Below are 24,640 nucleotides of genomic sequence, written 5' to 3'. Positions count from 1 at the left end.
CCCGAAATCTATATGGGAACTGACCATATGCGAAGAGGCGATTCTTCGCGTGCTGCAGCTGGTTGCAGGATACGGGAGATTACGAAATACCAAGGGGCTTTAAGGAATGGCGTGTACGGTTCCACAGAAATGGAAATCTTGTCCAACAAGATTGCCACTCACCGAAGTTTTTCCGCCGTTCGCGCCCTTGCGCTAGACGAAAGCGCGAACGATATTACTCGGCAGGCGCAAACTGACTGCTGTAGAGCTCGGCGTAGAAACCTCCGGCGACGAGCAGTTCGTCGTGCGTGCCACGTTCCACGATGTGGCCATCGCACATCACGAGAATGCAATCGGCGTTGCGGATGGTGCTCAGGCGATGCGCCACCACGAAGCTCGTACGCTCCTGCATAAGCTCGTCGAATGCCGCCTGGACCTGCATTTCGGTTCGGGTGTCGATGCTGCTGGTGGCTTCATCGAGCAAGAGGATGGCGGGGTCGGAGAGCATGACGCGCGCGATGCAGAGCAGCTGGCGCTGACCTTGCGATAGCGACCCGCCGTTCTCGGGCAGCACCGTGTCGTAGCCGTCGGGCAGAGCTCGAACGAACGCATCGGCGCGGGCGCGGCGTGCGGCCTCCTCCACCTGCTCGCGTGTGGCGTCCGGCCGGCCGTACGAAATATTGTCGCGTACGGTACCCTCGAACAACCAGCTCTCCTGCAACACCATGCCGAACATGCGCCGCAGGTCCACCCTGGAATACGAGGCAATAGGCCTATCGTCAACGAGAATCTCGCCCGAATCGATATCGTAAAAACGCAGCAACAGATTGATGAGCGTTGTCTTGCCACAGCCCGTGGGGCCCACAAGTGCCATGCGCATACCCGGGCGCGCGTGCAGACAGATGTCCTGGAGTAGCGGGTGGTCGGGCTCATAGGAGAAGTCGACGTGATCAAAGACAACGTCGCCCTTGGGGCCACCCTGAGGGCTGGCCCCGGGGTCGGCAGCCAAATCGTCGTGCAAAACGACAGAGTTGCGCGCGGAATCCATCGCTGCCCCGTCGTTCGAATCAAGGTCGAATGGCTTCTCCCCCATGTCATCCTCGGGAGCATCGAGCAGGGCGAATACCCGGCGTGCCGAAGCAAAAGCGCCTTGAATCTGAGTAACGACGCCCGAAATCTCATTGAACGGTTTAGTGTACTGATTCGCGTACGAGAGGAAAACCTGCACGTCGCCAACGGTGAGCACCGCAGGGAAACCAGTCACCACGCCCACAAAGCCCACAACCGCCACAACGGCATACATGCAATTGTTGACAAAGCGCGTCCCCGGATTGGCAAGCGAGCTGAGAAACTGAGCGCGCTCACCCGCCGCGTAAAGCTTGCGGTTAATGGATGAAAAGCCCTCCTGCGCGCGCTCGCCATACGCAAAGGCGCTCACCAAGCGCTGCGCCCCCACATACTCCTCGACATATGCCGAGAGCTCGCCTTGAATGCTCATTTGGGCGGTAAAGCTCTTCCCCGCAAACCGTGCCATGGCGCCCGCCGCGACCACAGAAAACGGCGTGACGAGCACAACGACAATCGCCATGGGAGCCGAGGTCGCGAGCATGAAGGCGAGGGTGGCGACAACCGTCACCACGCCGTTGAACAGCTGTGTCAAACCTTGCAGCAGACCGTCGCCCACCTGATCCACATCGTTCACCACACGCGAGATATAGTCACCGTGGGGATGGCGGTCGATGAGCGAGAGAGGCATGCGCGTGAGTTTGTCATACGCCTCGATGCGCAGATCGCACACGGTGGTGTAAGAGAGCCGATTCACGCACACACCCTGCACCCACTGCAACGCAGCTGCGGCGAGAACGGTTGCCGCAAGCCTCGCGAGCAGCGGCACAAGCGCCGCCATGTCCACCCTTCCCGCACTCACAATCAGGTCGATCGCACGCCCGATCAATATGGGCACGAAAAGCTGCAGCACGACGGAAAGCGCAGAGCACACGAACGATGCCACGAACAGCAGGATATGCGGACGTACGTAGGCGAAGATGCGGCGAGCGACTTGAGCCGTCCCCATCGGCTTTTGCGCACGGTCGGAATTGCCGCCACCGCGGGAATCGCGAAAATCATTCAGGTTGTCATTTCCCGATACGGTCGCCGTGATGGTGGAGGCTCCGGCCGTGGAGGCATACGGATTAGGCATGTGCGCCCCCCTCCTCCGCCGCCGATGCAGCGGCATCCGAGTACAACTGGGACTCAGCGATCTCGCGATACACCTCGCACGTCGCCATAAGCTCTTCATGCGTGCCCACACCGACCGCACGGCCATGGCGCATCACGCAGATGAGGTCGGCGCCGCGCACCGAAGACACCCGCTGGCTCACCACCACCGTGGTCACGCTTGAATCAGCATCACTGAGCATGCGAATCGCCCTGCGAAGCGCGGCATCGGTCTTAAAGTCGAGTGCCGAGGTCGAATCGTCCATGATGAGCAGCGGTGGCGCGCCAACAAGCGCACGAGCAATGGTCAAGCGCTGGCGCTGACCGCCCGAGAAGTTCTTTCCCCCCGCCTCGACAGGCGCATCCAAGCCCTTGGGAAGAGCGCGCGCAAAGTCCTCCGCCTGAGCGGTCTTAAGAGCCCTCCACAGATCAGCGTCTGAGGCGAGCGGGTCGCGCCACAGAAGATTCGACCGAATGGTGCCACTCACCAGCTCGACCTTTTGGGGAACGAAACCGAATGCGCGGCGCAGCTCCCCAAGCGGCCACGCGCGAACATCGCGGCCGAACACCTCAACAGAACCCCGCGCAACATCGTACAGACGTGGAAAAAGGCTCACCAGCGTCGACTTGCCGGAGCCCGTACCGCCGATCACGCCGAGCGTGCCGCCGCGCGGAACCTCGAACGTCACGTCGTGCACCGCGTCCTCCGCACTGCCCGGATAGGCAAAAGAGACGCCGGAAAGTCTGATCGCCGGGACGCTCGGATCAAAGCCTCCGGAGAGCACATCGCTCGTCGTGCCGGTAGGGCTCGCCGTGCCAATGGGGGCCGTCTCGCAAGCAGGGGCCGCCTCGCCAACAGCTCCCGCCGTGCACCCCGATCCGGTATCGTCCCCGCCAGCCCGCTCGGCGGCATCGCACATGCTCGGCTCACACGCGAGCACTTCCTCGATACGCCCGGCGCTCGCGCTCGCCTTGGTGAACACGACCACCAAATTCGCCACATAGACAATGGCAAGCAGCGTCTGCGTCATGTAGTTCACGAACGCCATGACCTGACCCTGCGTGAGCGCGCCCACGTTTACCTGGATGCCGCCGACCCATAGGATTGCACAGACAGCCAAGTTCATCACGAGAAATGTCGCCGGGTTGAGCACGTTGGACAAACGTCCAACGGCGATGGCGGTGTTCGCCTGGTCAACCGCGGTGTGGCAAAAGCGCTCTCGCTCGTAGTCCTCACGTACAAACGCGCGCATGACGCGCGCCCCCGACAGACCCTCGCGCGTAACCAGGCCAATCTGGTCGAGCTGCCGTTGCATGCGCTTGAAATACGGGATGCAACGCGCCATCACAAACCAAAAGATCGCCCCAATGAGAGGCGTTGAAATCAGGAAAATCAGACCGAGCTTGGCATCGATGAGCAGGGCCGCCACCATGGAGCCAACTGCAAGAAGCGGAAAGCGTGTGAGTTGGCGAATCGCGAGCGCGATGGCGAGCTGGACCTGATTGATATCGTTGGTGATGCGCGTAATGAGCGACGGTGTGCCAAAACGGTCGAGCTCGACATACGAAAACGAGTTGATATGCGCGAACAGCGCGTCGCGCATGCTGGTACCGAGCCCTTGGGAGGCACGGGCGGCCATTTTTTGGCAGATGAGCGTGGAGGCGAAGCCCGCCAGCGCCATACCCACGAGCAATGCCCCATAAGCGAGCAGTACACCGACATTGCGCTCGCCCACACCGCGGTCGATCATGAGAGCGACAACAAGGGGCGTAAGCAGGTCGAATATGACCTCGATGAGCTTGCTTGCCGGTCCAAGCGTCAGCTCTCGGCGAAAAGGGCGGCCAAACCGTTTGAGCAATCCAATCATGTAGATGACCCTCATGGACTCGTTGCGCAGACGAATTCGCAAAACACCGCCGCGCCTAGGTGCATCGGCACGTATTATACAGCCGGCCACGAAAGGCCGAGCGATGCATCAGATTGTTTACGAGCAGGTGCCCTGCGTGCGTCCCGGGACAATAGCGCGGCACGTCGCTCGCGCCTCATGGCAGCCGCGACACCTCCCCTGCAACCACGTCCCAGGCAGCCGCGACACAAAAAACGCCCCGTGTGCTCGATGGGAACGGGTGCCCGTCAGAGGCTCCTTATGGCTGCTTCCTTCCGGACCTGACCAGGTTCGGAACATATCGTCACCCGAACCCATCGAACGCGCAAGGCGTGTCTTGTTATAGTAGCGGCTTTGAGCCCACTCGTCCAGAGCATCGCCCATGTGAGAAAACGTGAGTTTGAAATGAGCGCGTTTGTTTCAAACCTATGATAAATCACATTACCGGGCACCTTTTTGTGAGGAATCATGGGTTTGAAAGAGTGGCCTCGCTTCAAACCCATGATTCCTCACATTGCGGGTCGGTTCTTCGCGTTACGGTCGGTGCCCCGCAGTGCGACTCGCTTCCCGCATTGCAATCAGGCGAGCGAGGGTCTCGCCAGAGGCGATGAGATTGGAGCGGGTTTGCGCGGAGCTGAGGGCACGCTCCAGAGGCTGGGGACCAAGCTCGATGGGCAGGACCGCATCGATCCCCAGTGCATACACGCTTCCGAGGTCCTCGGCGCGCGAGCCGCACACCGCAAAGACGGGAACATCTTTGCAAACGTGCTTGGCGCGACGCGCCACCCCCGCCGGAACCTTACCTTCCGCCGTTTGAGCGTCAATTGATCCCTCGCCCGTGATCACCGCGATCGCGCCGGACACCTGGTTATCGAATTGTGCCAGATCGAGCAGCGCGTCCACCCCAGACGCGAGCTCCGCACCTAGGGCGAGGAGTGCGGCGCCCAAACCGCCCGCGGCGCCGGCTCCCGGCACACCCGCAAGCGACGTGGGGCGAGCGCCAGGGACGGCAACTTGCCAGGGTGTTCCATCAAGGGCATCGCGAGCGGCGGTGAGGCGCGCGCCATACGCTGACATATGGCGGTCGCACTCGCGAAGCATCTCGTCTCGCGCAATGTCATCGAGGCCCGTGCCCAGCCCCTTCTGCTGCCCGAACATGCGCACGGAGCCGCGCGGCCCCACAAGAGGGCACCCCACGTCCGAAAGGACCTTGATCCGTACGCCAGCCAGCGCCTCGCGAGCGGGCGCGAGATCGACGAAGGCAACGTCGCGCAGACCGGCGAGGCCCGGCCTCACCGGCTCGTCTGCTGCATCGAGAATCCGTGCGCCGAGGGCCTGCAGCATGCCCGCACCGCCGTCCGTCGTGGCACTGCCGCCAAGGCCGATATACAGCGTTTTCGCGCCCGCAGCGACGGCGGCGAGCATGAGCTCGCCCACGCCGCGGGTTGTTGCCGCGAGGGCAGCCTCGTTCGTGCGCGGGGAACGGGAGATGCCGGCCGCGTGTGCCATCTCAATCACGGCGATGAGGCCCGCTTGTCCGCCGTCGAGCCCCACCCCATCAACGTCGACCAGGAGATATGGAGCCCAGTGAACCTCGCCGGCAAACGCCTCGGGCGTATCCGCGCTCCCGGCATCCGCAGACGCCCCGGCAACGAACGTCCCGGCAGTACGGGCGGTTCCAACGGGAGAGGTCACCTCGACCTCGCGGACCTCGCCGCCGAGCATCGCCCGAACGGCGTCCATCGTCCCTTCCCCTCCATCCGCAACGGGGATGGACATGACATCCAAACCGAGGTCGGCGGCAGACATCCCTTCAGCGAACCATGTCTCGACCTGCGCGCTCGTCGCCGATCCTTTGAACGAGTCGATGGCGAGTATCACGCGGCGTGAAGGCGCAGGCACCAGGGCGGGCGCGGAGGCACCTTGCGCGAGGGAACTCGCAGGGGAGCTGTCCGCGACGGCCATGGCACCCGTACCAACCGCCGCGCCCTTGCGCTTGGCCCTCAACCCTCGGAAAAACTCGCGCAACACGGCAGCGCACTCATCTCCAAGGACGCCCGCCCCGACTTCGAACGAGTGGTTGAGACGAGGATCCCGGCTCACGTCGTACAGCGTTCCAACCGCACCGCCCTTTGGATCGACGGCGCCGTACACGCAGCGGTCGATACGCGCGTTGACCATGAGGCCCGCGCACATGAGGCACGGCTCGAGCGTCACATACACCGTGCATCCGGTGAGGCGCCAGCGTCCCAGAGCACGCGATGCCTCCATCATGGCGGAAAACTCGGCGTGTGCCGAGGGATCCTCGTCGAGCTCACGGCGGTTATGGGCGCGGGCGATCACGCGGCCCTCATGCACCACTACGGCGCCGATGGGTACCTCGCCGAGTGCTGCTGCCGCCCGGGCTTCTGTCAGAGCCTCGCGCATGAAGCGCTCGTCGTCTGCAAACTGGCCTCGCATGCAATCACCCTCGTCCACCATATGAAAAAAGCGAGCCGGTTGGGCTCGCTCAACTCACAAAAACTGGCGGAGAGAGGGGGATTCGACGGACGCCCTTCGGCGTCCTCGCCTCGCTGCGGCGCTTCGCGCCTTGCGGGCTACGCTGGAAAACGTCTTCGCGTTTTCTCAGCTCCGCCCCCTCGCGGGTTCGAATATCTGCCAATCCACCTCAAAGCAAGTTTTTCGAACTCGCCCATCAAACAAAAACTGGCGGAGAGAGGGGGATTCGAACCCCCGGGACACTCGCGTGCCCAACGGTTTTCAAGACCGCCGCATTCAACCGCTCTGCCATCTCTCCACGCGCTGGGTAATCATACCATCGTTAGGACCTGAGTACGCGTGTCACCATGGCTTCGGCAACGGTAATCAACTCCACCTTGCCCTCTACGCTGTGTCCGCGCACCCACCACTTCTCAAATAGGCGCACGATTCCGCCGGCGGCGAACTCCGATGCAGACGCGAGCGTGATCACGTCCGCCTCGCTCTTCTGGAATTTGTCGCGGTACCGCTCTCGCAGCGTTTCCGCCACGCGATCGGCCATCATGAGAACCATCATGCCGCTCATTGAACTTTCGAAAATGTTGTCGATCATGCGCTCGTGATCGAGCATGAAATCGACGAGGGCTCGCAGGATCGCCAGGCCCTCCTCAGCATTCACTCCCCCATCCGCCTCGGCAGACCGCGAGCCGGCGGACTGCTCCTCTCCATACTTGGTGATCTCAATGCGCAGGCTATCGACAAAAAAGCTGAAGAATTCGGATTTATCGGCGAAATGCTTGTAGAAGGTCGTCCGGCGAATCATGGCCTCGTCGCAGAGCATGGCGATCGTCACATCCTCGTAGCGATGCGTCTCGAGCAATTTGGTGAACGCCACGAGCAACGAACGGTACGTTTTTTGAATACGCAGATCCATCTCGATCCCATTCCCAACAATACGCTCGTACGCTATAACGCATTTGAGCGCACTAAGATAGATATCTTATAGGTGTCTCTTATCCTACCGCTTGATAGGAAATGTACAAGCGGCAGGTGGCTCTTGACGAATTATCGGCACCAGGTGACCACGTGAGGCCACGATCGGGCGGGCGCTGGGCGCGGCAGGTGCGCACCTTCGTCTGCGAGTCCCTTGTCATGCACATCGACCCGCGTGCATGGGTATACTGACCAGTACCACGAGCACGGCGCGAAAACGCCGCCGCAGAAACGGAGCACGCATGGATCTCACGCTCATCATCGTCATCATCGTCGTCGCCGCACTCGCCATGGGTATCGCCGGCATCTACAACAACCTGGTCACCCTGCGCAACCGCGTTGACAACGCGTGGCAGAACATCGATACGCAGCTGCAGCGCCGTAACGACCTCGTTCCCAACCTGGTCGAAACCGTCAAGGGCTACGCTGCGCATGAGAAGGAGACCCTCGACGCCGTCACCGAGGCGCGCGCCGCCGCCGGGTCAGCCGCCACCCCCGAGGAGAAGATGGCTGCCGACAACGTTCTCACCGGCGCCCTGCGCCAGCTGCTCATGGTTGCCGAGGCCTACCCCGACCTCAAGGCGAACGCCAACTTCACCCAGCTCCAGACCTCCCTCGAGGACACCGAGAACAAGATCTCCTACGCTCGCCAGAGCTACAACGATTGCGTGCTGAATTACAACAACGGTATTCAGACCTTCCCCGGCAACATCTTCGCCGGCGTCTTCCAGTTCAAGCCGCGCACCGGCTTTGAAGCCGCGGAAGCGACGCGCGAGGTTCCGCAGGTCAAGTTCTAGCAGATACCTTCGAATCGATCGGACGCCCCGCGAGCACCACCGCTTGTGGGGCGTCCGCGTTTTAGGGCACTTGCCATGCCCCGCCACCACGCTTACAGAACAGTCATGACGCGTTCGAATGACGTGCACGCATACGCGTTAGAATCGCGATAGACCGGTAAACGCACCTGATAGAAAAGACTCCGCCTTGGTCACTTCACCGCAACATCCCATAGCCTCCACGACACCCGAAGGCGATTTTGGGGCCTCCTCCCCCGCCGACCTGCACGCCCCTGACGCAACGACTCGCAAGGGACGCATGCCCCACATCCCGGCGCTGGACGGCATCCGCACCCTCGCCGTCGCTGCCGTCGTGCTCTACCACCTCAATCCCAGCCTCGTTCCCGGCGGCATGCAAGGCGTCACCGTGTTCTTCGTCTTGTCGGGCTACCTGATCACACGCTTGCTGCTCAGTGAGCACAAGGGCACGGGGCGCATCGATCTCAAGGGGTTTTGGCAGCGCCGCCTGCGCCGCCTCGTTCCCGCTATCGTCACGGTGATCGTGGCGACCGCGGCGCTCTGCACCCTGTTCAACCACGTCATGCTCACCAAGATGAGGCCAGATATCATCCCGTCTGCCCTGTTTGTGAACAACTGGTGGCAGATCTTCAACCAGCAGTCCTATTTCAATGCGATCGGGGACCCGTCGCCACTCACTCATTTCTGGTCGCTTGCGATTGAAATGCAGTTCTACCTCGTATGGCCCGTGGCGCTCATGCTTGCGCTGCGTCACGGTGAGCCCAAGAAGCGGATCCGTCGCGCCGCCCTGGCGCTCGCAGCGGTGTCGGCACTTGAGATGGCGATCCTCTACGATCCCGCCACCGACCCCAGTCGTATCTACTACGGCACCGACACACGCGCGTTCTCCCTTCTTTTGGGAGCTTGGCTCGCACTCGTCACCAACCTTCGCCTGCCTCGGGCTCTGCGCGACGCCCTGCACGCCGCATTGGCGAAAAAGAGCCAGCGGCATCTCAAGCAACACGGTGCAAGCCCGCTCGACCTCTTAGGAGTTCTGGGGCTCGCGGGCCTCTTGATGCTCATGGCGTTCACGAACGGCTACAGTGCCTTCCCCTACTATGGGGGAATTCTCATTGCCTCGCTTTTCACGCTCATGGTCATCGCTGCGTGTGCTCAACCCCATAGCCACCTTGGCCGATTCTTCAGCCTCAAGCCTCTCGTATGGCTGGGACAGCGCTCCTACGGCATCTATCTGTGGCATTATCCGCTTCTCCTGTTGATGAACCCCGCCAGCGATGTGACTACCAAGCCGTGGTGGACATATGCCCTGCAGGTCTGCATCGTTATCGGCATTTCTGAGCTGAGCTATCGTTGCATCGAGACGCCATTTCGACATGGAGCCGGCAAGCGCATCGTCTCGCAGCTGCGCGACCGCGAGACGTTGCCAAAATGGGCCCGCGCGAACGTCATCCCGCTGGCGATTGCAGGGGCCACGGCCCTCGTAGCGGCGGGAGGCATCGCGTTCGTCCCCGCCACCTCTGCCCTGAGCGAGGACGGCGCTGCACTTCTTCAGGGCGCAGGTGAAAATGGCGGTCCCAATGGCACCGATAGTGCAGCGCCCGACCAGGACGGCACTTCGCCCCAAGGCGGCGCCTCGGCGGCGGACGGCACCTACGACATCACGATGGTGGGCGACTCGGTCTCGCTGCGCGCAGTCGATTCGTTCAACCAGATGTTTCCGCACGGATATATCGATGCGGCAATGAATCGTCAGTTCACCGCCGGCATCGACATCTACAAATCGCTTGTGGACCAAGGGCTCGCAGGCCGCGTTAGCGTCTTCGCACTCGGCACGAACGGGCCGTTCTCGAGCGAGAACGTCGATGAGCTCATGGATCTTGCCGGAACGAACCGCATCGTCGTGTTCGTGAACAATCGAGCAGCGCGCCCGTGGTGCGAGCCGAACAACCAAGTTCTCGCCGATGCCGCCTCGCGCTACAAAAACGTCATCCTCATCGATTGGTATTCGTACAGCGCCGACCGCAACGACCTGTTCGATGGCGACGGCATTCACCTCTCGAACACAGGCGTCACCGAGTATCTCCAGCTCATTGACGACCAGGTGGCCCGCTACCTGCCCATCCATCTCGAGGATGGAGATGACGAGCGCCTGTTGATTGCCCAGCACGCGCTCGACAGCCTCAAGACGTCAATTGGGGCCGAGTTTGCGCATATGAAGATCGAAGGTGACACGGAATAGCGGCGGCACGGCGGGACGTCGGCGCGAGCAGGGGCCGATGCTGACGGGACGTCACTGCCGACGGCACGACGACGCGAGCGTAATGTCGAAAAAATCGCGATTGAAGCGCGTCATTTTCGACATTACGCTCGCGTCTTTCTGTCAAAGACACCTCGACCGCGCCGCTCCGTCAGTAGCGTCTCACCCGTGTATTCATCGCCATGCAACGCTTGCCTGCATACGAGTGCCTCCCTGCCAAAGACGTCTCGTTCGCACATCTAGCCTCACCCTCGTTAACACGCTGTTATTGCGATTTTTAGATGGCGCCTCCAGCCTAAATGCACCCATAGCGACAATCCGCCACTCGCTCCACCTGCACAGGTTCGAAACACCCCGCGCAGGTGACAGGATACCGACAGAAACACGAGGACAACTGCTTAAAAACGAGCCAGAACCCCCTGCTACGCTCATGTCTCCCGACAGGCCGAACACATGGGAGGGGCAAATGACTGTTACCAACGACAACAAGATCGAGCTGCTCCTAAACGAGGCGGAGGAGCATGGCCAATGTCTCGTCCGGCCTCACAATGCACATCTCATGCGGGCGCTCGCCTATCGCGCGAACCACGCGAAACGGAACCCGATCTATTCTCCGTATCGCGGAATCTACGTTCGACAGGCGTACTGGAATGGGCTCTCCCGCACCGAGCAGGTCACACACATGGCAAAAGCGCTTTCGCAGATTCATCCGGAATGGGTGTTCGACGGTTATACTGCGGCTGCGATTCGCGGATGGAACGTATCGTACAGCCTTCTTGACAGACTGAGCATCGTCGCCCCGTACCAAGTGCAGTCAAAATCGATTATCGCGAGAAGCAGCAAGCATATTACGCACGAAATACTCCATGGCATTCGCGTGACGACGGTTGCCCAAACCCTTCACCAGTGCCTGCGAGCCGGAGATTTACGAACTTCCCTCCCCATAGCCGATTCCGCACTGCGAGTGACTGGGAAAACGAGTAGCAGCCTCATCGAGTTGCTCGAAATCGATCCGGCGATCGTTAGGCAACATGATCTGCAAAGGGCGGTTGATGTCCTGTCTCTCGCCGACGCTCGCAGTGAAAGTGGCGGCGAGTCCATTGCGCGCGCAACGATGATCATGCTTGGATTTGCCGTACCCGACCTCCAGATCGAATGCCATGATCCGATGAATCCAAGCAAGGTGATTCGCGTCGACTTCTACTGGACTCTTTCAGACGGAACGGTGATCATCGGCGAGCTCGATGGGAAGCAGAAATATGTCGATCCAGCCATGACAAAAGGTAAGGACCTGGTAAGAATCCTCAGCGATGAGCGCCTACGCGAATCGCGCCTCAGCATCAATGGAGCGCGCATCGTACGTTTTTCGTTTGACGATGTGTGTAATGTAGCCTATTTTGCCCAACTTCTCGAAAGCTACGGCGTTCCTCGGGATACATCCGAGATGTTTGTAGACCACGCGATGGTCTCTTTGCCCACGTGCGCCAAGTGCGAAGAGATGCCTCCGCTCGAATGCTATGCAGACCTTGTTGCCCCCTATGAGCATCGAAGATAGGCGCAGCAAAAGCCAGCTAGGTCAAATATGGGATGTCTCAAGCATGCCAACGCGAGCGAGGGGCGTCTCAACGCGCGGCAAGCACCTCGGCGCGAACGGCACGCGCCTCAACGCATGCGGCAAGCACCTCGGCGCTATCGAGACAATGGCCTCAACGCGATCGGAGCGCCCCTCTTTGGAACGTCTCGCGTAAAATGTCGAATTTGAAGCGTTTTAATTGCATTTTTTCGACGTTACACGCGCGACTAGTCGACGAAGCGGCCGTGAACCTCATGACTCCGCGCGGGCGCCAAGGTATGTGGGCACCACCGTGCGCGAGTGCCATCATGTGCTGGAGTCCGTCGTCATCCTCGCGTTCGGCGCCTGCCAGTGCGCGTACGGGTACCACGGTGCGTGGGCGCCCGCTAGTATCCCAGTGCCTGCAACACGAACATCACGACGGTGAGCACGGTGATGAGCACAATGGTGGCCCAGGTGAGCACGTTCCACAAACGGCTGTTTTTGTAGCCACCCATAATGTGTTTGTCGCCGGCGATGAACACCAAGAACACGAGCAGAATGGGCAGCAGCACGCCGTTGATGACCTGCGCGCTCATCATGATCTGGAACAGGTCGACACCGGGCATGATCACGAGCGCGGCAGACGCCACGATGATCACCGTGATGATGCCGCGGTAGACCGGCGCCTCACTCCAACTGCGGTCGGCACCGCGCTCCCAGCCAAACGCCTCGCAAATCGCGCTCGACGTCACGCCGGGCAGCACGCACGCCGCCAAGAAGCTCGCCGCCACCAGGCCCGCGGCGAACAGCACCGTGGCGAACTCACCGGCGATGGGCTCGAGTGCGAGGGCGGCGTCTGCCGCGTCGGCAACATGGATGCCCGCCGGATACAGCACCGCGCCCGTGGTGATGATGATGAACCACGCGATGGCGCAGGCGATCACGGATCCGGTCGTGGTGTCGATGCGCTGCAGGACGATATCGGACTCGTCGGCGTTCTTGTCCACGACGTTGTTCTGGGCGAGGAAGATCATCCAGGGCGCGATGGTGGTGCCGATGGTCGCCACGAGCAGCGACACGTAGCTCGGCTCGGGGATGAGGTGCGGCGTCACGGTGGAGAGCGCCACCTCACCCCAGTTGGGGCCCGCCAGGAAGGCTGCCACCACATACGTCACAAACACGCAGCTCACGAGCAGGAGGATCTTCTCGATGCGGCGGAAGCTTCCGCTCATGGTGAGCAGCCAAATGAGCAGACCCATCAGCGGCACGGACACCGTCTTGGGGATGCCGAACAGCGCAAGGCCGCTCGCGATGCCCGCAAACTCGGAGATGGTCACGGCCGTGTTGGCGATGAGCAGGGCGATCATGGCGAGTGCCGTCTTGCGCACGCCGAACTTCTCGCGGATGAGCGAGGCGAAGCCCTTACCCGTCACGCATCCGCAGCGGGCGGCGGTCTCCTGCACCACGATGAGCAGCAGCGCCATCACGGGCAGCATCCACAGCGTGGCATAGCCGTAGGAGGCACCCGCGCTCGAATACGTCGCGATGCCACCGGCGTCATTGCCGGACAGCGCCGCCAAGAGCCCCGGCCCCATGGCACCGAGCACCGCGGCGACGGTCAGTTTCTTCTTGGTCGATTGCTCCATACCGTGCACCACACCCTACAGCAACGGCAGCGTGCCGAGTACGGTGTAGGCCAACGCGGAGAGGAGCACCGCCGCAAACGTAAGCGAGGTGCCAGAAATGCTCTGGTCCTTCTCGTCGCTGCGGAACAGTACGTAGAAGTAGATCACGGCACTCGCGTACGTGCCCACTATGACGGCGGCGGCACCCTTGAAGCAGGAGAGGAGCGCGGTCGCTGCCCATGGGTCCGCCTCGCCAAAGAGGGTCGTTGCCATGAGCTCGCCACAGAGGAAGACCACGGCGGCCAGAATAACGCCGATGAGCGTCGTCTTGAGGAAGAACCCGAGGTAGGGCTTGGGCTCGTCGTCGCGCTCGTCGTACTCAAGGTAGCTGTTCTTCACAAAGGAGACCATGCGCATGGAGGCGAGGAGCACGACCGGCATGATCGAAATGGGCATGAGCGCCGTTAGACCCTGGCTGGTGATCATCTGGTGGGCCGTCGCGATACCCATGACGTTGAGGTCGAGGCGCTCCAACGGTGTCACCACGATGGCGGCGATGGCGCACGCCGCGATGGCCCACACCACAACCCAGTACTGGCGCTGCGAGAACCACGTAAAAGCGTGCGTGGACTCGCCGGCGTTGCTCTCGCCCACCGACACACCTGCGATCTGCAGGTCCTCGGCATGCTCCTCGGCGATGACGTCCAGGGCGTCGTCAACCGTGACGATACCCAGGATATGGCGGTTCTCATCACAAACGGGCATGGCGACGAGGTCGTACTTGGTCATCTCGTCGGCCACCTGCTCTTGGTCGAGATCGGGGGCGACCCACACCACGTCGCGGTAGGCGAGGTCCTTCAGGCGGTCGGTGTGATCGGCGACCACGAGCGAACGCATGGACAGCACGCCCGTGAGCGCGCCCTCGGCGTCGGTGGTGTACACGTAGTAGATGCTCTCGAAGTCCTCGTCCAGATCGCGCAGCGCATCGATGGCGTCCTGAACCGTCGCCGTGGCGGGCAGGGCCACGAACTGATTAGTCATGATGCGACCCGCGGTGTCCTCCTCGTACCCAAGGAGGTCGCGAATGGCCTTCTCCTCTTTGACGCCCATGAGGCGCAGGAGCTTTTCCGCCTTCTCGTAATCGAGTTCCTCGATGAGCGCGGCTGCGTCGTCGGGGTCCATCGTGGCGAGCATCGTCGAGGCCTCGCGGTCGGACAAGCCCTCGAGCATCTCGGTCATGAGCTCGTCATCGTCGAGCTCGGCAATGGCCTCGGCCGCCTGCTCGGTGTCAAGCTGGGCGAACACCTGCGTGCGCAAACGCGGATCGAGCTGCTCGATGATGTCGGCGATATCGGCGGGGTGCAGCTCGGAAAGCGTCTTGTGCGAGACGGAAAGCTTGATCTGCTTGGTGGAGCGCTCCAGCAGGTCCATGTAAGACCACGCGATGATGTCCTCGGGCAGGGGCTTGCCGAGCATCTTGGCGACCTTCACGGTCACGCGCTCGAACAGCGGATGAATGGCGCGCAGCAGACCGCGCGCACCCACCTCGGCGCCAAGCAGGCGCAGCTGGTTCTCGCCGGTGGTGGACAGCTTGATGTCGTTCACGCGCACGACCTTCATGCCCTGCGTGTCGACGATCTGCTTGTTCATGATGTCGCGAGCCAGCAGCACCTCATCGGGCTGCAGGTAGGAGAAGCGAATGTCGGTGGCAGGGTACTTGAGGTACACGCCGTCGTCGTCGAAACGCTCGACGTACTTGCGCCAACTGATCATGAAGGGCGTTTTGCCCGGGCCCTGGAATGCGAGTGCCGTGACACGGGGGAAGACCTCGCCCGTGGCAATGCCGAGGTCGTTGACGATGCCGATTTTCTCACCGGCGGCATCGACCACCGGCAGCTTCAGCATTTCGGAAAGGTGGTTCATCGTGCTCCTTTACGTGCAGGTTCACCCCGGCGAATTCCCGCACCGCGCATGAGCGCAGGGGCACCGCTGGGGTCATCGACTGTGTGGTCGGGGTTTAGCTTTCACCTCAGGCCTTTCTCGTGACCCTCTCATAAAACAAAACAAGCGGCCGTCCCCTCAAGGCACAGCCGTTGTAACTATACCATGCACGGACGCACGGTCTTGTAAGGCTTCCAACAGCCCTTCATCACTCCTCATTAGGCATACCATTGGGGGACGCGCCCCTTTGGCACGCCGGATACGCCACCGCTATCCCACCGTCGGCGCGTCAGCATCCTCGGGCATCTTGACGGTGCCCTGGACGACGTCTTGGGGAAACGTACCGTCGAGCTCCATGAGCTCGCTGACGGTCACGAGCGTGTAGCCGGCGTCGCGCAGGCCGTCGATGATCGCGGGCAGCGCTTCGATATCTTGCTCACGGTTGCCCCCACCATCGTGCATGAGGGCGATGGCGCCGTTGAACGCCTGATTGAGCACCGTCTTGGTTATCGCATCCGCACCGGGACGCTTCCAATCAAGTGTGTCGATATTCCACAGCACGTTGCAACTGAGCAAATCGGCGGAGCGGGCCCACTCGGTGGCGGTGAACGCACCGTACGGGGCGCGAATCATCTGCGGGCGAAAGCCCGATGCGCCCTCCAGGGTGTCGAACGCCGTCACGATCTCGGAGCGCAGCTCATCGGCGCCCACGGTGGGCAAGTTCTTGTGGGCATTCGTGTGGCTTGCCAGCTCATTACCGCCATCAACGACCGCCTTGGCGAGAGCCGGATTGCCTGCCGCGCTCGTGCCCAAATTGAAAAACGTCGCCCTAGCTCTTTTTTGGGCCAAGATATCGAGGATGGCCTGCGTGTAGCGACTTGGGCCGTCATCAAACGTGAGCGCGATGTACTTTTTGGAACCGACGGGCCGCGCGTTCCTGGAGCCGATGATCAGGTCCTGCGGCTCCTCGATCGTGCCCTTGTCCACCACCTCGCCGGACTTCTCGCCCTTCCACACGGCATGCGAACCTGCCTTGCCCCACTGCTTGACGTACTGGATGGCTCCACCCGTCTCCATTTGGACGCCGGGGGCCAAGGGCTCGACGGTCTCCGCGTGGGGCTCGGTGACATCTGCACCATCGGATACGGTGAAGATGCCGCCTTCGGCAACTTCGGTCTGCGAGAACTTCTCGGATGCAAGCGGCTGGGCGTTGTCGCCCTCGCCCACCGCGACGGTGCAACGCTCGCCTCCATCTTCCTCTATCACGTTGCCGCTTACAGAAAGCAGGCGACCGGGCTTGACGCCAAAAAAGTCGTTGCCATCCAGCATATCCTCAACGGTCGCGTGAATTCGCACGTCGACGTGCTCGCCGTTAACCACAACGGGGACGCTCCGCCAAAAGGCAACGTACCCATAGGCCACGCCGGCCAGCAAAAGCGCGCCGGCGAACACGCGGAGCACGACCCGGAACGGCGCAGATCCGGTATCGACGGCTGAACGGGCCGCCGGCGTCTGTCGAGGCACAACAGCAGGGCGCGGTGTCGAAACGCGTCGTTTCTTGGCTGAGTAACGACCCTGACTGTTCATTTCCACGAAGCCTCGCTATTCGGACGTCCCGGAACTGGAATCTTGCGTCACGCTGGGAAGAGAAGCGCCTTTGGGCAGCCCGGCGCTGCTTACGTCTATCGCATCCGCCAAATCATCATCGGTGGCGATCAGCTCCGATATCGTCACCAATTTGTAGCCGCTTTCGAGCAGGCGATCAATGAGCTGGGGCAACGCTTCCACGGTCTGCGATGCCGTCGCGTCGTTGTCGGTGAAGAGCACGATGTCGCCGTTGCTGACCGACCCCGTCACGGTTTCGATGACCGAATCGGCGCCCTGCAAGAGCCAGTCGCCCGAATCGACGTTCCAGGTGACCACAACGCTCACCAAATCCATCGCCGCAGCCCAATTCCCCTCGGAGAATTCGCCGAATGGCGGGCGCAGCAACGCGGTCGATGTCCCAGCGGCGTCCGAGACCGCCTCGAACCCTTTGGTTAGCTGATCGCGCAGGTCTGAAGCGCCCAACTCGCGCAGGTCGACATCCGAGTACGCATTGGTACCGATCTCGTTACCCGACTCCGCAATCGCACGCACGGCAGCGGAATTCGAAGCGACCTTATCGCCCGAGACAAAAAACGTCGCCTTGACGCCCTTCTCCTGGAGAATGCGGATGATTTCCTCGGTCTGGTTACTCGGCCCCTCGTCGAACGTAAGGGCAACGTACTTCTCGTCTTTTTTGCTCGGCAACACCGACGCGCACTTTACCAGCGCGTTCACCGGCTCCTCGACCACGCCCTTGTCCACGACCTTGCCCGTCTTGGACCCAGTCCAAACCTCGGATCGGCCCGCCTTGCCCCATCTCTCCACATACCGCACGGGGCCCGTGCCTTCAACGGTCAACGTGGGCTCAATCGTGGTCGCGGCGACGTCATGGTCTTCGTAGACGTTCTCGCCGTCTTCGATGGTCAGCTTCTCGCCGCCCTCAAGCTGGATGGAAGCGAGCTTCTTGCCCGAAACCTTCTTTCCGCCAAGTGTGACGGTGTAGGCGGTCCCGCCGCCCTTCTCGAGCACCTCGTCATCGACGGCAAGCAGGTCGCCGGGCTCGGGCTCGAGTTCCTGGTCGGAAATGACGCGTTCGATATCCGAGTTGATCCGAACCTTTACGGCGGCACCGTTGAGCGTGATCTCAACGCTTCGGTTGGCGTACCACACAATGCTCGCCACGAACAGCAGGAAGGCGCAGCCAACCATGATCAGGGCGTACACCCTACGGTCGTTGCCACCATATCCGTGCCCGGGGCGTCTGCGTCCGCCGAACCCTTGTGATCTGCGCAGGTACTGCGCCCCCTTGCGGCGCTGTTGACGACGGCGTCCGCTCGGAAGCTGGTTCCCGGTGTTCTTGCGGTACCGCGGTTTCGTTTTTGAGGAGTAGGAGGTGGTGTAGTTAGGCAATGATTCCCCCGTCCCGCTTATTTCTTTTGTTTTCTTGGCGGCGTTCCGGCTGCCTTCTTATATTCGCTCATAAACGAGCCGAACATGCCCTTGGTCTTGCCGAGCTGTTTGCCCAAGGCCTTCGAACCCTTGTCGAGGGCCTTGGAACCGGCGTCGTCGATGATGGCGGCGCCCTTCTTGGCCTGGACTTTCGCCTTGGCACCGACCTCCCCCGCCTTGGCGGCGACCTTCACGCTCGCCTCGGCGGCCTTGGCGGCGGCACCGCCCGAGAACTCAAGGTCGAGCGCCGCATCGCTCACGATCATCGCGCCGTCGCGGTAACCCTTGAGCATTGACGCCGGCATCTCCCGGTGACCGACCAGCGCATTGGAGGCACCGCCCTCGGTGAGGATGAACGAGGTCACGTTGCCAGTTTTGGGATTGAAATCGGCATCGGAGCAAAAGCCGACCGGCCTGCCGGAGACCGTGCGAACATCCATGCCCGTCCAGATGAGGCAGGCATCGAGGTTGATGCCCAACCGCTTAGCCGCTGCATTGTCGAACGCCGCGCGGTCATCCTTGGCGACCATCACGTCGCCGCTCACGCCTATGGCGTCATACGCGATAAAGCGATCGGGCTGCTTGACCATCCCGGCGATATCCGGCAGGCGCAGCATAAAGCCCACCACCCGGGTTCCCTCGGGGGTGAACACCGGGTAGTGGATTTTGCCAACCTTCTTTGGTTCGCGCGGGGTCCCGTCTTTTTTAATCCTCTTGTCTTGAGCGGGCAGCTTATAGAGCTTGATTCCCGTGAAATCGCCGGCAAGCATTCGGATGTCGAGACGCTACGCCTGAACGGCGACGTCAGAGGCCTCGGGGGCGACCGTCTCGACCACGACGTCGGCAGCAGGGGTGACGGTACCGGCGTTTACGGCATCGTTCAGCTGCTCGCGGAGCTGGTCCATGCGCTCGCGGGCAAGATCGACCTTGGCGCGCAGCTCATCCGTGGCGGCGTCCATGGTGGGGCCGAAATCATCCATGGCGGCGCGGGCCTGATCGATGCCCTGCTCGTACATGTCACGCGCGGAGTCCCACGCGTCGTTGGCCATGTCGGCCGCCATAGCGCGGGTCTCGGAGCCGGAACGGGGCGCGTACAGAACGCCCAAAACCACGCCGGCTGCAGCGCCCAGCGCGGCGCCTGCGACAAAACTCATACCCTTGCCCATGTTTACTCCTTTGTTGGACTCAGATGTCCATCCAGATCATTTGCTTCAACCATTATACGCATGCGCTTGCGACAATGGGCATGAGCCCATCGTCACGTAACACGCCTCGATTACTCAGCGGCGGCTCCGCCGTACACGACACCCTCCGCATCATGCGGTTCGACAACTGCGCCCTCGGTGTCGATTGCGCCAAAGGCCTGCTCTTCCTCCGTCTCTTCGGGCGAGTCGGGCTCGGCGGCGTTGCCGCGCAAATTGCTCACCAGGCTCGTCAGGGCGGCAACCGTCCCCGGGAAATCCGGCGGCGTCTGATCATGATGCAGGAAGGCCCAGTTCATCATGAACGTCGCCGAGGAAAGGGCGCCGATGGCAAGGGCATCGTCGGGGCACGATACCTCGACGTCGAACAGGCGGTCGTCGCCCATCACGTTCCGCGTACGCCCCGTCGAGATGGTGCCCGCGAGGCCCGTCTCATTCATAATCTCGACCGTGAGATGCTCAAGCAGGTGGGCGAGCTCCGTATGTCCCATGCAATCCTGAAACTTGGAACCTGCATCACCCAGGCACAGATGCTCGGCGATTGCCGGTGCCAGGTAGTAGACGCGCGCTGTGGCCTCGACGTCCTCGGACGTCATGAGCGGCATGCCGGGATTCACCAGCACGCGGGCGGTGAGCTTTTTGGGGCCTATCGTGACCTTGAGAATGTTGAACAGATCGGCCATGGCCGCTCCTTTCCAGTTTCCAGTCGCGCTCTTCGTTTGCCTTATTCGCCTACTCGCCCTGGTCGGTCGACGTGTCGGGCTGCCGGTCGGTGCCCTCGTTCGCGGCGGCGAGCTCTTCCTCGGACGGAGCGATAACGCGCACGAGCGAAATGCGCTGACCACGCATGGACTGCACCTTGAACTTGTACCCCTCCGCCTCGAAAACCTCACCGATATCCGGGAGCGAATCGCAAAGGTCCAGAATCCAGCCGGCGATGGTCTCGTACTCGTCGCTTTCCTCAATGGGCCAGCCGAGCTCGATGGCGTCGTCGCAGGGAAAGCGACCGTCCACGAGCCATTCCCTCTTGGAGAGGCGCGTGAGGTACTTGTTGTCGGGGTCGAACTCGTCCTCGATCTCGCCGACGATCTCCTCGACGATATCCTCGATGGTGATGATGCCTGCCGTTCCGCCGTACTCGTCAACCACGACCACGATCTGGTCATGGGCGGTTTGCATCTCGGAAAGCAGCGGCAGGATGTCCTTCGTATCGGGGATGAACGTTGCATCGCGCATGAAGTCGCTCACCGGGCGGTCGGCGCCCTCGCCCATGGCGGGTGCGATCAGGTCCTTGATGTGCGCGATGCCCACCACACCGTCCTGGTCCTCGTGAAAGACCGGTACGCGCGAGTAGCCCGTCTGGCAAAGCAGCCCCATAACCTCGGAGACCGTCTGGACGTCCTCGACCATGGTCACATCGACGCGGGGCACCATGACCTCGCGCGCGGAGGCGTCGCCCAGGTCGAACACCTCGTGGATGATGCGCTTCTCCTCATCGAGCAGCGTGTCCTGCTCGTTGATCATGTACTTGATCTCCTCCTCGGAGACGTTCTGGCGGTCATCCGCGCTCTTGATGCGCATAAGCGCGGCGAGGCCGTTCGCAGATGCTTGCGTGAGCCACACGAGCGGGCGAGCGATCTTCTGGAACACGGTGAGCGGCTGGGCCACGCGCTTTGCCATACCCTCCGCGTCGGCCAACGCAATGCGTTTGGGCACGAGCTCGCCGACGACGATGGACAGGTAGGAGACGATCAGGGTGATGATCACCGGGGCGAGACCCGGTGCGACCGCCGAGAGAGGTGCGATGCCAAAGCTCGAGAGCCATTGGGCAAGCGGGTCGGACAGGTTCGTCGAGGCGACGGCCGACGAGGCGAAGCCGACGAGCGTGATGGCGACCTGGATGGTAGCGAGGAAGTTGCCGGAGTCCGACGCAAGCTCGGCGGCGCGGGCGGCGCGGCGGTCGCCTTCTTCCGCCTCGTGGTCGAGCACGGCGCGCTTTGCCGTGGTGAGCGCCATCTCGGACATGGAAAAGTACCCGTTGACGACGGTGAGGACAAGGGTTGTGATGATGCTTATGGTGATGTCCATGGGGACGGTTTCGAACCTCCTGGGTAGGTGTGCAGGTCATTGTCGGCGGGCATGCGGGGTCCCGCGCCCGTCGACGGCGGGACGCGAGACTAGATCACGAAGAGGACCACCGCCAAGAACTGAAGGACACTACCGGCGAGCACCCACACGTGAAACACCGTGTGCATGTAGCGGATCTTCTTGAGCACATAGAACACCGCGCCGATGGTGTAGCACACACCGCCGGCGGCGAGCAGGAACAACGCTGTAGGATGGAGCGCCTCGATAAGTTGCGGCAAGCGGAACAGCACGAGCCAGCCCATGGCCACGTACATGACGGCGGTGAGCCAATGGGGCTGTCGCTCGCGCATGAACGCCTCGAACAGCACGCCCGCGATGGCAAGAGCCCATACCGCGATGCACAGCGGTATGCCGCCCGCCTCGCCGAGGGTGATGAGGCAAAACGGCGTGTAGGTACCCGCGATGAGCACGTAAATGCAGCTGTGATCGATGATGCGGAACACACGCTTGGCGGCTGCCGGAGCAATGGCATGATACAGCGTGGATGCAAGATACTCGAGGATGAGGGCGATGCCGAAGATGATCGCGCTCGCAAGCGACGCGGGGTGCGAGCCGGCAACGGCGGCCTTGACGATCATGACGACAAGCGCCGCGACGCCCAAGGCGGCACCGATGCCATGGGTGATTGAATTGGCGATCTCCTCGCCCAACGTGTATTGAGGAGGTAGATGACGCCTGACAGCACGGGCCGCAGCCTTGACGGGAGCTCCAACGGTAACGGCGGCGCCCTTAGCGCCCGATTCGGCAGCATGGAGCAAGCGCTGCGCCCGCGATGCCGCGTCGGCGCGCGCTATGGGAACAGGGGCAGCCGCGACGTCTGGCCGCGGCGTGAGACTGTCACTGGTGTCCGGCATGTGGCTGTTCGGCCTCCAAAATCGGTGCATTGTTCAGAACTATAGCAGAACCCGGGCCCCCTGCATATCGCAGGTGGACCCGGGCACACTTCTTAACCCGACCTCAACTGAATCAAGTGAATAGCCCATGCGCCGGAGCTATGCGCGCAACTCGACTGGGATCCCCTTCTCAGAGGGTAGGATTGTCGAAAAAGCCGCTCGAAAGCAGGGCGATTTTCGACATTCCTACCCTCAATGGAAAACGAAAGCGCTGTTACCCCTACTTGACCTCGATGAGCTCGTAGTTGCTCGTACCGAGGCCGATCTTCTCGCCGTGCTCAATCATAGAGCGCCAGTTGGTGTCGGGATGCGTCATGTTGAAGTGGTCGTGCGCGCAGTGCTCGGGCACGCCACCAGCGGCGTCGAGCTTATCGCGCATCTCGGTGAGCTCAGTGTTGGGCATGGCGGGCATCTTGAGCGCCGCATCGATGCAGGCCTGGTCGATCGCCACGGGATCGAAGCTCGCGAACATACCGATATCGGGCACGATGGGCGTATCGTTCTCGGCATGACAGTCGCAGTTGGGGCTGACGTCGATGGCGAGCGAAATGTGGAAGCTCGGACGATCCTGCACGACAGCTTGCGTGTACTCGGCAATCTTGCAGTTGAGCACATCGACCGCAGCGCCGTAGTCGGGCTTGACGGCGTCCTGGTTGCACGCGCCCACGCAGCGGCCGCAGCCCAAGCATCGGTCGTGGTCGATGTGGGCGACGGGCGTCTCCACCACCTTGCCGTTCTTGAGCGTGCGCTCGCGCGTGGTGGGGAAGCTCACCGCGCCGTGGGCGCAGATGCGCTCGCACGCGCGACACCCGATGCACGCGCCCTCGTGCACGCTGGGCTTGCCGGCGGCGTGCTGCTCCATCTTGCCGGCACGGCTACCGCCACCCATCCCGAGATTCTTCATGCAGCCGCCGAAACCGGCCTGCTCATGCCCCTTGAAGTGCGTGAGGCTGATGACGATGTCGGCGTCCATGAGGGCGTGGCCGATCTTGGCCTCCTGCACGTACTCGCCGTTCTTGACTGGAACGAGCGTCTCGTCCGTACCTTTGAGGCCGTCGGCGATGATGACCTGGCAGCCCGTGGCATACGGGGTGAAGCCGTTTTGGTACGCGCAGTCGATATGCTCGAGCGCGTTCTTGCGGCTGCCCACGTACAGCGTGTTGCAGTCGGTGAGGAAGGGCATGCCGCCCAGCTCCTTAACCACGTCGGCAACGGCGCGGGCATAGTTGGGGCGCAGGAAGGAGAGGTTGCCCAGCTCGCCAAAGTGAATCTTGATGGCAACAAACTTGTTCTCGAAGTCGATCTGCTCGATGCCCGCGCGACGGATGAGACGCTTGAGCTTGTCGAGCTGGCTCTCGCGCCCATGCGTGCGCAGGTTGGTGTAATAGACCTTGGCGGGTGCAGTAGCGGACACAGCGCTCATGGTTCCTCTTTCTCGCTCACGGACACCTTTTGGCTCAAGATTCTACGACCTTGAGTTAGCTTCAACGCAAGAGAGTTCTCGCGTTGCGCCCACAGTCGCGCTGCATCTATCGGAAAGAAATGGCTGTTTTTTTCTTTGGCTCTGTCACAACAGTTAGTTGATATATATGCACTGAGCTGGGTACAAGGTAAT

Annotated in this window: 17 protein-coding genes, 1 tRNA gene and 1 other RNA gene; 3 read left to right on the top strand and 16 right to left on the bottom strand. The window is 61.7% G+C overall.

Going from position 1 to position 24,640, the window contains the following annotated elements; all coding sequences use genetic code 11:
* Positions 1-214: 214 nt before the first annotated feature.
* The 6 genes from Q5Q88_RS06330 to Q5Q88_RS06305 all read right to left on the bottom strand — a co-directional run bounded on the left by Q5Q88_RS06330 (position 215) and on the right by Q5Q88_RS06305 (position 7,494).
* A complete protein-coding gene (locus Q5Q88_RS06330) occupies positions 215-2,179 on the bottom strand; it encodes an ABC transporter ATP-binding protein (RefSeq protein WP_302742354.1) in 1,965 nt (654 codons plus the stop codon).
* Positions 2,172-4,064 carry an ABC transporter ATP-binding protein gene (locus tag Q5Q88_RS06325; RefSeq protein ID WP_302742424.1) on the bottom strand — a complete coding sequence of 631 codons (1,893 nt, stop codon included), beginning with the start codon at positions 4,062-4,064 and terminating at the stop codon, positions 2,172-2,174. The genes Q5Q88_RS06330 and Q5Q88_RS06325 overlap by 8 nt, the downstream gene beginning before the upstream one ends.
* Before the next feature lie 243 nt (positions 4,065-4,307).
* Positions 4,308-4,403, bottom strand: an RNA gene (gene ffs / locus Q5Q88_RS06320) — signal recognition particle sRNA small type.
* 213 nt (positions 4,404-4,616) lie between these two features.
* On the bottom strand, positions 4,617-6,542 hold the full coding sequence (gene tadA / locus Q5Q88_RS06315) for a tRNA adenosine(34) deaminase TadA (protein WP_118652649.1): 1,926 nt from the start codon (positions 6,540-6,542) through the stop codon (positions 4,617-4,619).
* Positions 6,543-6,789: 247 nt separating this feature from the next.
* Positions 6,790-6,879 (bottom strand) — tRNA-Ser (locus Q5Q88_RS06310).
* Between the two features lie 24 nt (positions 6,880-6,903).
* Entirely contained in the window at positions 6,904-7,494 is a 591-nt protein-coding gene (locus tag Q5Q88_RS06305; protein ID WP_118652353.1) for a TetR/AcrR family transcriptional regulator, read from the bottom strand.
* Positions 7,495-7,795: 301 nt separating this feature from the next.
* Here Q5Q88_RS06305 and Q5Q88_RS06300 point away from each other — a divergent pair, with 301 nt between their 5' ends.
* The 3 genes from Q5Q88_RS06300 to Q5Q88_RS06290 all read left to right on the top strand — a co-directional run bounded on the left by Q5Q88_RS06300 (position 7,796) and on the right by Q5Q88_RS06290 (position 12,180).
* The gene (locus tag Q5Q88_RS06300; RefSeq protein ID WP_302742351.1) at positions 7,796-8,350 is read left to right on the top strand and encodes a LemA family protein; all 555 of its coding nucleotides are present in this window, start codon (positions 7,796-7,798) and stop codon (positions 8,348-8,350) included.
* Positions 8,351-8,648: 298 nt separating this feature from the next.
* Complete coding sequence (locus Q5Q88_RS06295) at positions 8,649-10,607, top strand: acyltransferase family protein (protein ID WP_302742349.1); 1,959 nt, start codon at positions 8,649-8,651, stop codon at positions 10,605-10,607.
* A gap of 484 nt (positions 10,608-11,091) precedes the next feature.
* The gene (locus Q5Q88_RS06290; RefSeq protein WP_302742347.1) at positions 11,092-12,180 is read left to right on the top strand and encodes a hypothetical protein; all 1,089 of its coding nucleotides are present in this window, start codon (positions 11,092-11,094) and stop codon (positions 12,178-12,180) included.
* A 404-nt stretch (positions 12,181-12,584) separates the two neighbouring features.
* On the opposite strand, the gene Q5Q88_RS06285 is transcribed toward Q5Q88_RS06290, so the two are convergent.
* The 10 genes from Q5Q88_RS06285 to Q5Q88_RS06240 form a co-directional block, all read right to left on the bottom strand.
* Positions 12,585-13,826: an Nramp family divalent metal transporter gene (locus Q5Q88_RS06285; RefSeq protein WP_294159991.1), complete on the bottom strand. Its 1,242-nt coding sequence runs from the start codon at positions 13,824-13,826 to the stop codon at positions 12,585-12,587.
* 15 nt (positions 13,827-13,841) lie between these two features.
* Positions 13,842-15,728 (bottom strand): magnesium transporter, encoded by a 1,887-nt coding sequence (locus tag Q5Q88_RS06280; RefSeq protein WP_302742344.1) that lies wholly within the window; start codon positions 15,726-15,728, stop codon positions 13,842-13,844.
* A gap of 288 nt (positions 15,729-16,016) precedes the next feature.
* Entirely contained in the window at positions 16,017-17,333 is a 1,317-nt protein-coding gene (locus tag Q5Q88_RS06275; protein WP_302742422.1) for a polysaccharide deacetylase family protein, read from the bottom strand.
* Positions 17,334-17,348: 15 nt separating this feature from the next.
* Complete coding sequence (locus Q5Q88_RS06270) at positions 17,349-18,557, bottom strand: polysaccharide deacetylase family protein (protein WP_302742342.1); 1,209 nt, start codon at positions 18,555-18,557, stop codon at positions 17,349-17,351.
* A 203-nt stretch (positions 18,558-18,760) separates the two neighbouring features.
* Positions 18,761-19,552, bottom strand: a complete 792-nt coding sequence (locus Q5Q88_RS06265) for a PRC-barrel domain containing protein (RefSeq protein WP_118652337.1) — start codon at positions 19,550-19,552, stop codon at positions 18,761-18,763.
* A gap of 15 nt (positions 19,553-19,567) precedes the next feature.
* Positions 19,568-19,948: a YtxH domain-containing protein gene (locus Q5Q88_RS06260; protein ID WP_118652335.1), complete on the bottom strand. Its 381-nt coding sequence runs from the start codon at positions 19,946-19,948 to the stop codon at positions 19,568-19,570.
* Between the two features lie 110 nt (positions 19,949-20,058).
* A complete protein-coding gene (locus Q5Q88_RS06255; RefSeq protein WP_118652333.1) occupies positions 20,059-20,667 on the bottom strand; it encodes a hypothetical protein in 609 nt (202 codons plus the stop codon).
* A gap of 49 nt (positions 20,668-20,716) precedes the next feature.
* Complete coding sequence (locus Q5Q88_RS06250) at positions 20,717-22,072, bottom strand: hemolysin family protein (RefSeq protein ID WP_294121612.1); 1,356 nt, start codon at positions 22,070-22,072, stop codon at positions 20,717-20,719.
* A gap of 89 nt (positions 22,073-22,161) precedes the next feature.
* The gene (locus tag Q5Q88_RS06245; RefSeq protein ID WP_294160005.1) at positions 22,162-22,986 is read right to left on the bottom strand and encodes a hemolysin III family protein; all 825 of its coding nucleotides are present in this window, start codon (positions 22,984-22,986) and stop codon (positions 22,162-22,164) included.
* Between the two features lie 259 nt (positions 22,987-23,245).
* On the bottom strand, positions 23,246-24,448 hold the full coding sequence (locus Q5Q88_RS06240) for a DUF362 domain-containing protein (protein WP_118652331.1): 1,203 nt from the start codon (positions 24,446-24,448) through the stop codon (positions 23,246-23,248).
* Positions 24,449-24,640: the final 192 nt, after the last annotated feature.

It is taken from the genome of uncultured Collinsella sp. (genome assembly GCF_959026545.1).
GTDB lineage: Bacteria > Actinomycetota > Coriobacteriia > Coriobacteriales > Coriobacteriaceae > Collinsella.
Note: the sequence above shows the minus strand (reverse complement) of the source record. Positions and strands in the feature narration are given on the sequence as shown.

Coding starts and splice junctions, on each gene's coding strand:
- Q5Q88_RS06300 (WP_302742351.1), top strand. CDS start 7,796: ATGGATCTCACGCTCATCATCGTCATCATCGTCGTCGCCGCACTCGCC.
- Q5Q88_RS06330 (WP_302742354.1), bottom strand. CDS start 2,179: ATGCCTAATCCGTATGCCTCCACGGCCGGAGCCTCCACCATCACGGCG.
- Q5Q88_RS06325 (WP_302742424.1), bottom strand. CDS start 4,064: ATGATTGGATTGCTCAAACGGTTTGGCCGCCCTTTTCGCCGAGAGCTG.
- Q5Q88_RS06255 (WP_118652333.1), bottom strand. CDS start 20,667: ATGGCCGATCTGTTCAACATTCTCAAGGTCACGATAGGCCCCAAAAAG.
- tadA (WP_118652649.1), bottom strand. CDS start 6,542: ATGCGAGGCCAGTTTGCAGACGACGAGCGCTTCATGCGCGAGGCTCTG.
- Q5Q88_RS06275 (WP_302742422.1), bottom strand. CDS start 17,333: ATGAACAGTCAGGGTCGTTACTCAGCCAAGAAACGACGCGTTTCGACA.
- Q5Q88_RS06265 (WP_118652337.1), bottom strand. CDS start 19,552: ATGCTTGCCGGCGATTTCACGGGAATCAAGCTCTATAAGCTGCCCGCT.
- Q5Q88_RS06290 (WP_302742347.1), top strand. CDS start 11,092: ATGACTGTTACCAACGACAACAAGATCGAGCTGCTCCTAAACGAGGCG.
- Q5Q88_RS06260 (WP_118652335.1), bottom strand. CDS start 19,948: ATGGGCAAGGGTATGAGTTTTGTCGCAGGCGCCGCGCTGGGCGCTGCA.
- Q5Q88_RS06295 (WP_302742349.1), top strand. CDS start 8,649: ATGCCCCACATCCCGGCGCTGGACGGCATCCGCACCCTCGCCGTCGCT.
- Q5Q88_RS06280 (WP_302742344.1), bottom strand. CDS start 15,728: ATGAACCACCTTTCCGAAATGCTGAAGCTGCCGGTGGTCGATGCCGCC.
- Q5Q88_RS06305 (WP_118652353.1), bottom strand. CDS start 7,494: ATGGATCTGCGTATTCAAAAAACGTACCGTTCGTTGCTCGTGGCGTTC.
- Q5Q88_RS06250 (WP_294121612.1), bottom strand. CDS start 22,072: ATGGACATCACCATAAGCATCATCACAACCCTTGTCCTCACCGTCGTC.
- Q5Q88_RS06245 (WP_294160005.1), bottom strand. CDS start 22,986: ATGCCGGACACCAGTGACAGTCTCACGCCGCGGCCAGACGTCGCGGCT.
- Q5Q88_RS06240 (WP_118652331.1), bottom strand. CDS start 24,448: ATGAGCGCTGTGTCCGCTACTGCACCCGCCAAGGTCTATTACACCAAC.
- Q5Q88_RS06285 (WP_294159991.1), bottom strand. CDS start 13,826: ATGGAGCAATCGACCAAGAAGAAACTGACCGTCGCCGCGGTGCTCGGT.